The following is a 14841-nucleotide window of genomic DNA, read 5'->3' on the forward strand; positions in this document are numbered from 1 at the left end:
ACAATAAGAGAAAATAACATGCTTAGAATGAAAGAAAAAATAGCGTACGGCCTAGGTGATACCGCTAGTAATATCATTTTTCAAACAGTAATGATGTTTTTACTCATTTATTATACAGATGTGGTTGGTCTTTCGCCGGCATTAGTCGGAACGTTATTTTTAGTTGTACGAATATTTGATGCGATAACCGACCCATTAATGGGCGCAATGGCGGATAGAACAAACACTAAATGGGGACAATTTAGACCTTATCTACTTTGGTTAGCCCTACCTTTTGGCTTGATCAGTGTATTAGCTTTTACCATTTTTGATCTCTCTGAACAGGGTAAAATCATCTATGCATTTGCAACCTACTCTTTGCTAATGATTGCCTACACCGCCATCAATATACCTTATTCGGCACTTGGTGGGGTATTAACCGCAGATCCTAAAGAACGTGTTTCCGTGCAGTCTTACCGTTTTGTTTTTGGCATGTTAGGCGGTTTAATCGTGGCCGCAGGTACCATGCCGTTAGTTGAATGTTTTGGTCAAGGCGATAAAGCTCTAGGCTATCAATACACTATGATTGCAATGAGCGTATTAGGTGTGGTGTTATTTTTGCTCTGTTTTGCAGGTACAAAAGAGCGTGTTAGCCCTCCCCCACAGCAAAATTCAACCTTCAAACAAGACTTAATTTGTTTGTGGCAAAATGATCAATGGCGCGTTCTTTGTTTAGCCGGATTGTTATTGTTAAGTGGTCAAGTACTGCGTGGCACTTTGGCTGTATATTACGTGAAATATTATTTAGTGAGAGCTGATTTAATCACTCCTTTTATGACCTTAGGTATGATAGGAAGTATTCTTGGCTGTGCTTTATCACAAATGGTCGCAAAGAAATTTTGTAAAATTAAAGCCTATATTACATTGCAATCTATTGCGGCTTTTATTTGTGTTATCAATTACTTTGTCAGCGCCAACCAAATAATTCTGGCATTAAGTTTATTTTTCTTCTGGAGTTTCTTTTTACAAATGGCTACGCCTCTGCTTTGGGCAAAAATGGCAGATACCATTGATTATGGTCATTGGAAAACAGGTGTTAGAATCACCGGAATGGTTTATTCTGCGGTTGTCTTCTTTATCAAGCTTGGCGTAGCGATAGGTGGAGCGCTAGCTGGTTGGTTATTAGCTTATTATGGTTATCAAGCCGACATTGAACAAAATGAAGCAACCAAACATGGCATCTTGTTATCCTTCACTGTTTTCGCCGCTTTAGGCTCGGTTATGGTGGCATTTGTGATGCGTTGGTATACGCTCGACAATGATAAAGTCACTATGATCCACCAAGAATTAAAACAATGAAACACTCGATAATATGCGTTTATTTCATTATTTAAGCTATAAAAAGCAAGCGTAACAATATTTTCCTACGGGTTGCATATACACTTTTCGCCATTTATTCACCCTAGACTTGGGATAATCCGAGCTTAGAGTGAGTAAATAGCATGTTTCCCGCAACCAATACGGCTTTTCTTATAAATGGTAGTCGTTCTTAAAAGCGATATTTTCTTTTATCATCACTCGCTCCTGTTACTGATTTTCACATTAAGTTCTCTAATATAAATATATTTCTAACTCACTTAGCAAGCATAGTTTCATCACATCATAAGAGTATAAGCTCTAATTTAGTTGCATTTTTTGGTAGTTTATACTTGACCTAAATATAAATCTGACTTAATTTATGGAAGCGCTTCCAGAAAAGAACGAGTGTTTTTTTAAGTAAAACTGGAAGCGCTTCCAAAAAAATAAAAAAAGAGCTTAGATTAATCGGGGGAGACATAATGATAAAAATTTCAAAAAGTTTTACACCATTGTTCATCTTAGTATCGACAATGTCGTTATTAGGATGTGGTGGTGCTCAAACTGAAACTGATTCTAGTAAAGTAGATCCACAACAACCTGTCAGTGATTGGCAAATGGTTTGGAGTGATGAATTTGATGGTGAAGCCATTGATAGTCAAAACTGGACCCATGAAGTAAATTGTTGGGGGGGCGGTAATAATGAAAAACAATGTTATACCGAAAGCTCTGAAAACTCTTATGTTAGTGATGGAACGCTGAAATTAGTTGCGTTACCTGCAGCAGAGGGTGCTGAATTGCCATATACCTCAGCACGTATGATCAGTAAAAATAAAGCAGATTTTAAGTATGGTCGCTTTGAAATAAAAGCAAAAATGCCGTACGGCCAAGGCAGTTTTCCTGCCTTTTGGATGATGCCAACCAACGAAGTTTATGGTGGATGGCCAAAATCAGGCGAAATTGATATCCTCGAGACAGTTAATTTAAAAACGGTCAACGACGAAGGTGTTGTTGAAAATAACGTTCACGGTACTTTACATTACGGTAAAGAATGGCCGAATAACTCTCATTCAGGTGCGTCATACAGTTTGCCTGATGGCATAAATCCAGCAGACGACTTTCATGTGTATGCGATTGAATGGCAAGAAGGTGAAATTCGTTGGTATGTAGATGGCTACTTATATGCAACCCAACGTAAATCTGAAGTACGATATAACAGTAAAGATGAAGCTGTGGGCTTATCGCATAAAGGTTGGTTTGCAGAATACTTTGATCAAACAACGGGTGAATTAACTACTCATTGGGATAATGCACCATACGATCAAGAATTTTACATGATTTTAAATAACGCTGTTGGCGGTGATTGGGCTGAAAATACCAATGACTTAGGCATTGATGCCAGCGCATTTGCAGCAGGTCAAACTTTCGAAATTGATTATATCCGCGTTTATCAATGTCAACAAAACCCTGAAACCGGTAAAGGCTGTGAAACCGTTAGATCTGGCTATGATGATTTAGAAGATGCACTTGTTGAAGGTAAAGCGCCAATTCCTACCCTACCTTCTACCGGTGAAGCTAAAAACCTCACCATTTTCTCGGGCTCTTTGAACCCTAATTGGCCAGCATGGGATTGTTGTGGTGGCTCAACTCCTGCCATTATCACTGATGAAGACAAAGGCGACGTTGTTGAATTTGTTATCGGTGCAAATCCAACGGTAGTTGGCTTTATTTCCAGAGAAGAATTTATCACCGACTCAAACGGTCAAGGAACACCTTTTGATGCCTCCCCGCTTGTAGATTTAAATGGTGTTATTACTTTTGACATGAAATTAGTTTCTGCTCCTGCAGCAAGTGCAGCGTGGAATATTAAAGTAGAAAGTAATGAAGCAAGCACAGCAGCAGATTTTAAATTAAATGAAAGCCTTGAAGGTGTTAACCCTGTTGTTGGGCAATGGCAAACTTATACCTTCCCATTATCAGCGTTTGCAGATAAAGGCTTAGATTTAAGTGCTATTGATGTTGTTATGGTATTTCCTGATTGGGGCGCTGGCGAAGGTGCTGTTTATCACATTACTAATTTAGCAATTGAAGGTGACGTTGGTGCCTCTCCTGAGCTCACTATCTTTAGTGATAATGAAAATACCAGTTGGCCAATGTGGGATTGTTGTGGTGGCTCTACGCCAACCGTGGAAGTAGATGATGATGAACACGGTAACGTCGCAGAGTTTGCTATTGGTGCAAATCCAACAGTGATGGGCTTTATTTCACGTGAAGAAAATACTACGACTCCTGCTCCTTTTGATGCGACCAGCATTCTAGCCAATGGCGTTGTGCAATTTGAAATGAAAGTCACCGCCATGCCAAACGATGCAAGTGCGGCCTGGATATTTAAAGTTGAAGCTGACAATGCCGCATCCGCTGTAGAGTTACCTTTATCTGATAGTGTTGAAGGGGTAAGTCCTGTAGCCGACCAATGGCAAACCTATACTTTTAATTTAGCAGACTTAGCAAATGCGGGCCTTGATGTTAGTGCGTTAGATGTGTTGATGATATTTCCTGCATGGGGCGCTGGCGATGGTGCTGTTTACCGTGTGGATAACGTAAAAATATATGATCCAAACGCAGCAAGTGGCTTTAGTGGTTTTGTCTTATTTGATGACCAAGCTAAAGAACAATGGAGTATTTGGGATTGTTGTGGTGGCACTACTCCAACCATTGAAAATGATGATACTGAACATGGCTTAACGGCAGAATTTGTTATTGGTGCTTCACCTACCGTGATGGGCTTATTAGCTGACGATGATGTCTATATTGATGCTTCAGCCTTATTAGCCAACGGTGTTGTTCAATTTGAAATGAAAGTTATTAACGCCCCCTTTGATTCAAGTGCAGCTTGGTTATTTAAAATTGAAGCTGGAGATGCCTCAAGTGCTGTTGAACTAGCCTTATCTGCGAGTCAGGAAGGGGCAAATCCGGTGGTTGGTGAATGGCAAACTTATACTTATTCATTACAGTCATTATTTGATGCCGGTTTAGATATTAGTCAAATAGACGTACTGATGGTATTTCCTGCTTGGGGAGCTGGCGATGGCGCTACATACCGTTTAGATAATGTCATGATTTATGATCCTACAAGTGTTCCAGCACCAAAAGGATTAACCATTTACGATAATTCACAACATGATGAATGGCCTATTTGGGACTGTTGTGGAGGCTCAACACCTACCGAAGAAGAAGATGATGCGAGTCATGGGATGGTTGCTGAATTTGTTATTGGCTCAGCGCCAACAGTGATGGGTTTTTTAGCCAATGATGATGTTTATTATGACGCAAGTTCAATGCTACAAAATGGCGCCGTGACCTTTGATATGAAAGTGGTTTCAGCTCCTTTTGATTCAAGCTCAACATGGTTATTTAAAATTGAAGCTGGCGATGCATCTTCAGCCGTTGAATTAGCGCTTTCTGCCAGTCAAGAAGGACAAACGCCTGTGGTTGGTGAATGGCAAACCTATACCTTTTCTTTACAAGCACTCTTTGATGCTGGCTTAGATATCAGCGCAATTGATGTATTGATGGTTTTCCCTGCTTGGGGAACGGGTGATGGCGCTGTTTATCGAATAGATAATGTTGCGATAACAGCTCCGTAGACACGTAATTAAAAAAAACTGTTCGGCTGAAAAAGCCGACGTTAATTAAACTAATTTTAAGAAAGTAGGTTAAAATGAAACAATCAAAATATTCTAAAAAGCGTTTAGCTACTTGCATATCAGCCATTTTAGCAACAGGGTTAACGCACCAGTTATCTGCGGCAGAAGTTGAACAATTAACTAATGCAGATAAAAATTCTGAAATAGAAATTATTGAAGTGACTGGCATCATGAGCAGTTTAACGCGCTCAATGGCATTAAAAAGAAGTGCCTCAGGCGTTATGGATGTGATTTCAGCTGAAGATATGGGTAAGTTCCCTGACACTAACCTTGCTGAATCTTTACAGCGTATTACTGGCGTTTCTGTCAGTCGTTCAAACGGTGAAGGTAGTCAAATTACCGTTCGTGGTTTTGGCCCTGACTTTAACTTGATTACTTTAAATGGCCGTCAAATGCCAGGTACAGGTAATTCACGTTCATACAGTTTGGAAAATTTATCGTCAGATGGCGTTAGCTCGCTTGAAGTACATAAAACGGCTCGCGCTGAAAATCCAAGTGGTGGTCTTGGGGCAACGGTTAATATTGTTACCATGAAACCATTTAGTAGCCCAGGTGAAAAATTTGTCATCTCAGGTAAAGGAATTCATGACACCTCTAATGTAGAAGGTGATGATTTAACTCCTGAGTTTTCAGGTATGTATAGTAATACTTATGAAGATGACACTTTTGGCTTCTCAATTGCTTTTTCTCATCAAGAACGAGACTTTCAACAACAATGGGCAGGAATTCAAGGCTGGCAATATCAGTCTAACGCCCAATTACCCTCATTAGATGCAGACAAAGTCGTTGATAATCGTGATGCAAATGCCGCTGCTGGTGCTTTCTTCCCTCGAAATATGGGGTACGGTATCACAGATGTTCAACGAGAAAGAACCAACGCCAATGTCACGTTTCAGTATGCTCCTATTGAAAGTGTTATTTTAACGCTTGATTACACTATGGGCCAATCAATCACCGGAAATAACGGGATTAGTTGGGGGCAATGGCATGATTATGGTGGCAACATCAAAGCCTATGAATTGGACGAAAATGGTACCGTATTATTCGCTGATTTAGCCGGTAATGATGGCTCTTATACTGCCAATCGCGATACTACAGAAACCAATGAAAAGTCGATAGGTTTTAATATTGAATGGGCTGCTACTGACGATATTTCTGTATCTTTTGATTATCATAATTCAGAAAACAAAGCCGATAACGGTAAAGATTCAGGCATGGACGGTACCGGCTCTTTAGTGTTTGGCTCAGATCAATTAGTAAGCAAACATTATGACTTTAGAACCGGTGATATTCCACAAGGGACAATCTTTTGGAAAAATGGCACAACTACCTTATCGCCTGGTGAAATGGACTCTCATTTTAGTCAATTTATTCACAGCCCAGGTAAATCTGAAATAGAGCAACTACAAATAGATGGCGCTTGGGAAAACCCCAATGATTCATCACTAATATCAGTTAAAGTAGGTCTTGCCCGCACCGAGCAATCAATTGGAGGCTCTAGCGCTTGGAGCGGCTTAATTGGCGGATTTTTATTTAATCCCAACTATTCTGCGGCTTTCCCAGACGGTATGTTTGAATACAACACCACCGATAGCTTTTTAGATCAATTTTCAAATGGTGATAATGCAATGGGCGCTGGCTATTATTATAGCTTTGATTTTGATGAAGCTGTTGCCCGTTCAGAAGCATTTTTAAACAGTGATTTATTAGGCGATGATTACTTTAGTACCGACCCTTACCGCGATGGTAGTGTGATCACACAAGGCTCTGTTGATGAAGATACCACCAGTATTTATGCTTCTTCATTTTGGGAATTTGAAATTGCTGATTTTCCAGTACAAGTAAATGTAGGTTTCAGGTACGAAGAAACTGATGTAACAAGTAATGTCTTACAGCCTATTCCTACAGAAGTGTGGTGGAAAGGTGGTAGTGAATGGCATACTCAATACCAATCAGGTGACAATACTATTTTATCGCTTGAAGGTAAGCATGATGTATTCCTCCCTATGCTAGATGCTAAAGTAGACCTTACCGAAGACCTTGTTGCACGTGCTTCTTGGGGTAAAACCATTACTCGTGCACCTTTAGGTAATTTAGCAGGTGGTAGATCATTAGGAGCAAGTACTCGACCTAATTCTCGCATTGGTAGTGAAGGTAACACTAACTTATTACCTTATGAAGCCACCAATTTCGATCTTTCTTTAGAATATTATTACGCAGAAGGTAGTTATGCCGCTGTCGGTTATTTTAGAAAAGATGTAGAGAATTTTATCAGTAGCCAAACAGTCACGACATCAATTGATGATATGCGTGAAATTTATCAAGGGGCACGATGGAATCAAGCCGTTGCGGATTTAGGTGGCAGTCCAACTAACGATGAAATATTTGCACAAATGCAGCTAAATGGCGCCACGTTAAATGAGCAGGGCTATTTGACGCCAGCGGGTGATGATCCATTAATGCAATGGGATATTACTCGTCCATTTAATACGCCAGACAACAAAGTAGTAGATGGCTTTGAGTTAGCGATACAACACTTCTTTGGTGATACCGGCTTTGGCTTTGGTGCAAATGCAACTTTTGTTGATGGTGATGTTGAGTTTGATGTTGATGATATCACTAAGGTTGATTCTGTATCCGAATTAGAACCACAAACGCCTTTAACTGGCTTAAGTGATTCAGCTAACTTTCAATTGTTTTATGAAAAAGAAGCATTATCGGTGAAAGTGACTTACGCATGGCGTGATGAATACTTAATCGGTGTGGGACAAGCGCAAGGTTCTTCTGATAATCCTCCGCAATTTGCCAAAGAGTTTGGTCAAGTGGATATGAGTATCAACTATGATATCGATGATAACTTCACGGTATTTTTTGAAGGGTTAAATCTGAATAATGAAACAGAACAAGGCTTTGGTCGCTATGAAGAGCAGTTCCTTTTTGCTCGCCAATATGGCTCAAGGTATACCTTAGGCATGCGCTACAGTTTTAAATAACCAATAGTTAATCTCCCTTTCAAAGCCGCTATATTACTAGTGGCTTTTTTTGTTTAAATTTCGCAAATTTTCATTAAGTCGCTATGTTATTACAACTAAACGCTTAAATTATCTTGCGTGTTAATTTTATCATGCCGTTAGGTTAAGATAATCCACAGATACATTTTTGCTAAGGTGAATCCTCAGCACAGCCAAAGTTTACTACTTTTATGAGAGTTATTATTTACGATGAAAATAATTTTTGATTCAGTGATATACGTCAAAATATTGCTTGTTTGCACACTATTAATAAATACTGACTCACAAGCAGAAACTCATTTTAAATGGCCGAATAACGCCAAAGCTGCGGTGAGTTTATCTTATGATGACGCGTTGGATAGCCAATTAGATAATGCCCTTCCCGCTTTGATTAAACACAATATAAAAGCGACATTTTATTTATCCTTAACATCAAACACTATCTCAACTCGGTTAAATGAATGGCGAGCGCTGGCCAAACTCGGTTATGAATTAGGTAATCACTCGATTAATCATGCTTGTCGTGGCTCTTTACCGGGCAGAGAATGGGTACCAGCGCATAACGACCTGGATAAAAAGTTTTTCTTGGCCATCATTCAAGAAATACAGACGGCAAATAGTTTTTTACAAGCGATTGATGGCGAAAAACTCCGTACCTTTACGGTACCTTGTACCGATCAAATCGTCGAAAATAAAAATTATGTGCACGCGTTACAAGATAGTTTTATCGGCATAAAATCACATGTTGGTCAGCCAGCCAAAAATATGACCACATTTGATCGCTTTAATGCCCCCTTCATGGCTCCTAGTAATGTCACAGGTCAGGCATTAATTGACTATGTCAAACAAGCTAAAAAATACGGCACAATTGCTCATATTACGTTCCATGGGATTGGTGGCGATCATTTAAGTGTTTCTAATAAAGCGCACAGCACTTTATTAGCTTATTTATCAAAAAATAAAAAAGATTATTGGGTTGATACCTATCGAAACATTAGTCAATATTTGGCGAAAAGTAATCACTAACCTAATCTCATCAACCAAGTATTAGTCAAACGAATAAGAGAAAAGAGAAGAAGAAATGAATGAAAAAAGATAGCCATTGTCCTGGGGAAGAAACAATGACTATCCTTTCAATTTATTGACAGCTTATCGACGCTTGCTCTGCACTATTAGGAATAACGCCGATATGTGAATAGCTGAGTGATAATTTTCCATCAGTCGATAAATGAAATGGCGACATAATTTTAGCAAAATCAGCCCCTTGTTCTTTAAAACACGCTAAATCAATACTTAATGGTTGCCATTTATTTAACGCGTCAGACTTAAGTAAACCGCTAATATCAACCGAACTATTGCAACCATTCTCACAAATCATCGAAATATTAACCGCACTTGTTGGTATCTGCTCAAGTCTTACATTAAAAGTTAAAGCTGATTTTGCTTCATGGAAAGCCCTTAAATCTTCTGGAAAACTGCTAAATATATGCAAGCTAGCCAGATCATTACCATTAAATGTGAGTGTTCGGGCATCCTCTTGAATATTTTTATCTAAGGTTCTTAAAGAAACAGCGCCGAAATGTTGAACAGTAGAAGTAATATTGGCAGACTTATCACCTGACTGTAACGCAACATGCCATGGTTTTTTCACCGCTAATTCAAAAATTGTTAACTCAGACAACGACTGTGAAGTGTCTTTTGATGTTTCATTTAACTGGTTTGAAAGTTGTTGCTCTTTCGGCGTACTTTTCGCGTAACTCAAGCCAAAACCATAAGGGAGTAGCGGCTGATAATCTTTATCAAAACGATTAACCGTGGTTTGATCAGCGCTCGCTGGCCAAGAGAAAGAAAGCTTACCGGTAAAGTCATAAACCACTTCACCATTATTATCGGTAAATAAAACATCTGAAACGCTTTTACCTTCAGAGCCAGGTAACCATGCCGCGACAAAAGCATCAGAGGCATTTAATTCGGCATTTACCCACAATGGACGACCACTAATAAATACCGACACCACTTTTATGCCTTGTGCTTGTAATCGTTTCAATAAAGCTAAATCTTGTTTATTACCTCGTTGGTATTCAAGGTTATTTAAATCACCATTACCTTCGGCATATGGCTCTTCACCAAAAACTACAATAGCAACATCAGGTTTTTGCTTAAATGAACCATCATCACTTAGCTCAACGGTTCCTTCACCTTTAGCAACCTTTTCTTTAATACCATCATAAAGAGAACTACCACCAGGGAAGTCAGCATTGTTATTACCTGTGCCCTGCCAAGTGATCGTCCAACCACCAGATTGTTTACCTATATTATCTGCACCATCACCGGTCACTAAAATATGTTGATGGGGACTTAACGGTAAAAGGTTCTCGTTATTTTTCAATAACACTAAAGATTCTCTCACGGCTTGCTGTGCAACGGCTCTATGTTCATCAGCACCAATAAGTGCTGTTTTACCCGATAGTTTACGCTTTGCTGGGCTAGGTTTATCAAACAGACCCGCTCTTACTTTTACACGTAGAATTCGGCTCACTGCATCGTCAATTCTGCTTTGTTTAATTTCACCACTTTTTACTTGCGCAATGGTGTTTTCATATAAAGGTTTCCATGCGTTAGTTGGTACCATAAAAATGTCTAAACCGGCATTAATAGATTGCGGACAACTTTCGTTAGTACAACCTTTAATTTGACCATGACCATTCCAGTCACCAACAACAAAACCATCAAACCCCATACGGTTTTTTAACACATCAGTTAGTAAGTACTTATTACCGTGATTTTTCTTGCCATGCCAACTGTTAAACGAGGCCATTACCGATTGTGAGCCTGCAGATAATCCACCAACATAACCTTGGGCATGAATATCAAATAACGCCTGTTCAGTCGCTAGGTTATCACCTTGATCATCACCAGCTTCCGTACCGCCATCGCCCAGAAAATGTTTAACGGTACTAATAACGCGCTCATCTCCTAAAAAGTCTTGCTCTGCGGCTCCTTGAAGGCCTTTGACAATTGCAGCAGAATAATGTCTGACGATTTCAGGATCTTCAGAATACCCTTCATACGTTCTGCCCCAACGATCATCACGAACAACGGCAACCGTAGGCGCAAACACCCAATCAATGCCGGTTACCATCACCTCTTTAGCAGTGATTGCAGCGATAGCTTCAATAAGTTCAGGGTTATTCGCCGCCCCCAAACCTATATTATGAGGAAATAACGTCGCACCAATGACATTATTATGGCCATGAACGGCATCAGTTCCCCACATAGTTGGAATTTTACTGCCATCTAATGAATCATCTATTGATGCTTGATACATCGACTCAGCTAGTTTTATCCAATCAGCCGGTGTCGCGTGCTTATTGTTATCAGGAAAAGCTCCACCACCATTTAAATAAGAGCCAAAACCATATTGGCGCATATCTTCGACAGAAATATCACGAATTTCCGGTTGGATCATTTGCGCGACTTTTTGCTCTAATGTCATACTTTTCAACAGTGCTGACACTTTCGCTTCAACATGAGGATCTTGTTTCACGGCAATGTCTAATTTTGGCCAAATTGCCAAATTTTTACCCGATTGTTGCGCTGTGTTTTGCTCTGCAAGCTGGTTTTCATGTTGCTGGCTTACATCATGTTCAGTTATCGTTTGTGTTTTATCATTATTACACGCCGCTAAAGTAGCTGTAATAGCGACAAATAATACTGAGTTGATGAAGCGATTTTTAATATTAATTTTAATAGACATATTAACCTCAAGCCTTATTTGATACAGGCTTACTGCCTGACAGACCATAAAAAGCGATAAATAAATAGCAAATTATCGGTAAGAAAAATGAATTTTGAAGACCAAGATTATCCGCCAATACCCCTTGAATTAATGGAATAATTGCGCCACCGACAATTGCAAGACATAAAATCCCAGAACCTTGGCTAGTATGTTTTCCAAGGCCCGTAATAGCTAAGCTAAAAATGGTAGGAAACATTATTGAGTTACAAAAACCAACTAATAAGATTGACCACATAGCAATGTGCCCAGATGTCATCATGGCACTCGCAATAAAAATCACCGCGACCATGGCACTAAATGCTAGCACTTTACCAGCCGGTAGCTTTTGCATAACAGCGGCACCGATAAACCTGCCCACCATAGCTCCGCCCCAAAAATACGCAATATACTTAGCAGCATGTGACTCTTCTAGGCCTGCGATATTGGGATCATTTAAAAATGACACTAAAAAACTACCAATAGCTACTTCTGCGCCAACATAAACAAAAATGCCAATAGCCCCCAACACAAGGTGACGATACTGCCATGCACTCCCAGAAATATTGTGGTTTTCCTGAGAGTCTTGTGCATATTCAACCGTAGGCAATTTAATATACGCAAAAATGGCCGCAAGCATGAGTAACATACCCGCTAAGATCAAGTAAGGCAGCTGTACTGATTCCGCTTGTTGACTTGCAGACATACTTTCTGCAACTTGTTCTAAAATAAGGTATGCGCCAAAAAAAGGCGCGATGGTGGTACCTAAAGAATTGAACGCCTGCGTAAGATTTAATCTTGATGAAGCCGTTTCAGGTTTTCCTAAAATACTCACATAAGGATTCGCTGACACCTGCAAAATAGTAATGCCACTGGCCAAAATAAATAAAGCAAAAAGAAACACTGCATAGCTATGGATTAAAGCGGCTGGATAAAAACCTAAACAGCCAACGGCCGCGATGATTAATCCTAATACTATGCCTTTTTGAAAACCGATTCTTTTTACTAAAGCGCCGGCAGGTATTGAGACGAGAAAATAAGCACCAAAAAAACAAAACTGTATCAACATTGCTTGACTGTAAGTTAAATCAAATACACCTTTTAAATGAGGAATTAAAATATCATTTAAGCAAGTGATAAAGCCCCACATAAAAAATAATGACGTTAAAGAGGTTAGCGCAAAAGCATAATTGTCATTATCATTTTTTTTAACTGGTTCAAGCTCACCTGGTTGTATGGATACACTAGCCATTATTTTCTCCTAACATTTTCCCCACCTTTCTCACGTTATTATGTTTTCACTGATTAGTACTCAGCTTGTTGTGTTATTTTTACTTCAGCTTCACTTTAGCTTAATTGACAAAACTGGAAGCGCTTCCATTTTGTCCTCTTAAAAAACAAAAAGCAATGATTTTTACAAGTTTTTGGAAGCGCTTCCAATTTTTGGTAAATTATGTCATATTAAATAAGTATGCCGGACCAAGCACAACACTAACTCTTACTAGTTAAGCATTGAACTTTCATGTTAAAGTCTACGGGCAAAATATCACAATACGCTAAAGGGTAATCATGGCGACGATTTACGAAGTTTCAGCATTAGCAGGTGTTTCATTATCTTCCGTTTCTAGGGTGCTAAATGATCATGAGCATGTCAGTGAAAAGACTAAACAAAAAGTCATGGCAGCGATGAATGAATTAGGTTATCGCCCTAATAGCGTAGCACGCTCACTAGCCTCGAACCGTTCAAACAGTATTGGTGTATTAGTTTCTGAATTACATGGCCCTTTCTACGGGGAAATGCTTAGTAGTATTGAAATGGAACTTAGAAAAGCAGGCAAGCATGCAGTAGTAACAGCAGGGCATAGTGTCGAACAAAGTGAAAAAGACGGTATTAATTTTTTAATTGACCGTAACTGTGACGCCATAATCATTTTAATTGATTCACTCTCAGATGAGTTTCTAATTGAGTTATCAAAAGGCTCAACTCCTGTAGTGATCTTAAACCGCTTGATCCCTGAAATTAAAGACAAATGCTTTTATATAGACAATGAGCTCGGCGGATATTTAGCGACTAAATATATTATTGAACAAGGGCATAAAGACTTAGCTTATATTTCTGGCCCACTCTTTAAACAAGATGCAAACGAACGTTTAAATGGCCATAAAAGAGCCTTAAATGAAGCTAATTTAAAGTTTGATGAGGAGTTGTTTTATCAAGGCGATTTTTTAACAACTAGTGGACGCGTAGGTATAGATCATCTCCTGAAAACAAATAAACCCTTTACTGCAGCAGTTTGTGCAAATGATGAAATGGCCTCTGGTGCCATGAAAGGCTTAAGAGATCACAAAATGTTAATTCCGCAAGATTGTTCTGTTATAGGATTTGATAACGTCTACTTTGCTAATTATCTTCACCCAGAATTAACCACTATGAACTATCCAATTAATGAAATGGCTAAAATGTCAGCACAATGGATATTAAAAAATGTTTATAAACACACAGAGGTATTCGTCAATAATAAATTCACGCCAGAATTAATAGTCAGAGAATCGATCACAAAAAATAAGACCTAATTTTAATTTTCGGCTAGAGGCTGTTGATCTTTCGCGGTTAAATTTTGTTCGAGATAAAATCGATTTAATCGCGGCAAGTAGTGTGTAGCCTAGTCATTCTAAGCAAATACTACTCAACAAAGCGTAAAACGATTTTAGCCGAATCCTTCGGACAGCGTTTGTTGGTCATTTTTAACGGCGTTGCCCCACAAGGATGTGGGGTAAGGTGACTTTGCAGGAGCATAAAGTCTTTATTGCCTTTTTATGTGGAACAACTCTATTACAAAGGCTCTGCCTTGTATAAATACCCAAGAAAATGCGGCAAAAACAATCTCGAAAGATCAACAGCCCCTAATTTATTGCGGGTTAATACAGCAACATTCAATCAATACAACAATAAACATAAACGATGAACGAAGACAGCGCTCACTAAACTCACACTCGCATAAATCTAACATCA

6 protein-coding genes and 2 pseudogenes are annotated in these 14841 nt (G+C 39.2%); 6 read left to right on the forward strand and 2 right to left on the reverse strand.

Translation table 11 applies throughout. The features are described 5' to 3' along the window. Positions 1-18: 18 nt before the first annotated feature. The 4 genes and pseudogenes from Q4493_RS02800 to Q4493_RS02815 all read left to right on the forward strand — a co-directional run bounded on the left by Q4493_RS02800 (position 19) and on the right by Q4493_RS02815 (position 9079). Positions 19-1338: a glycoside-pentoside-hexuronide (GPH):cation symporter gene (locus Q4493_RS02800; RefSeq protein WP_303449246.1), complete on the forward strand. Its 1320-nt coding sequence runs from the start codon at positions 19-21 to the stop codon at positions 1336-1338. Between the two features lie 479 nt (positions 1339-1817). Beyond that, a pseudogene (locus tag Q4493_RS02805) lies at positions 1818-4466 on the forward strand (family 16 glycosylhydrolase); the annotation flags it as partial. A 590-nt stretch (positions 4467-5056) separates the two neighbouring features. Beyond that, positions 5057-8035, forward strand: a complete 2979-nt coding sequence (locus Q4493_RS02810; protein WP_303449248.1) for a TonB-dependent receptor — start codon at positions 5057-5059, stop codon at positions 8033-8035. A gap of 228 nt (positions 8036-8263) precedes the next feature. Further along, positions 8264-9079, forward strand: a complete 816-nt coding sequence (locus Q4493_RS02815) for a polysaccharide deacetylase family protein (protein WP_303449250.1) — start codon at positions 8264-8266, stop codon at positions 9077-9079. A gap of 112 nt (positions 9080-9191) precedes the next feature. Here Q4493_RS02815 and Q4493_RS02820 read toward each other — a convergent pair whose 3' ends face one another. Next, positions 9192-11810 carry an exo 1,3/1,4-beta-D-glucan glucohydrolase gene (locus tag Q4493_RS02820; RefSeq protein WP_303449251.1) on the reverse strand — a complete coding sequence of 873 codons (2619 nt, stop codon included), beginning with the start codon at positions 11808-11810 and terminating at the stop codon, positions 9192-9194. A 7-nt stretch (positions 11811-11817) separates the two neighbouring features. Then, a complete protein-coding gene (locus Q4493_RS02825) occupies positions 11818-13080 on the reverse strand; it encodes a sugar MFS transporter (RefSeq protein WP_303449253.1) in 1263 nt (420 codons plus the stop codon). 317 nt (positions 13081-13397) lie between these two features. On the opposite strand from Q4493_RS02825, the gene Q4493_RS02830 reads away from it, so the two are divergent. Both Q4493_RS02830 and Q4493_RS02835 read left to right on the forward strand, forming a co-directional pair. Further along, a complete protein-coding gene (locus Q4493_RS02830; RefSeq protein ID WP_303449255.1) occupies positions 13398-14402 on the forward strand; it encodes a LacI family DNA-binding transcriptional regulator in 1005 nt (334 codons plus the stop codon). 80 nt (positions 14403-14482) lie between these two features. Beyond that, positions 14483-14794, forward strand: a pseudogene (locus tag Q4493_RS02835) (hypothetical protein). The last annotated feature ends 47 nt before the right edge of the window (positions 14795-14841 follow it).

The sequence above is a fragment of the Colwellia sp. 1_MG-2023 genome, from assembly GCF_030546755.1.
Classification (GTDB): Bacteria; Pseudomonadota; Gammaproteobacteria; order Enterobacterales; family Alteromonadaceae; genus Thalassotalea_H.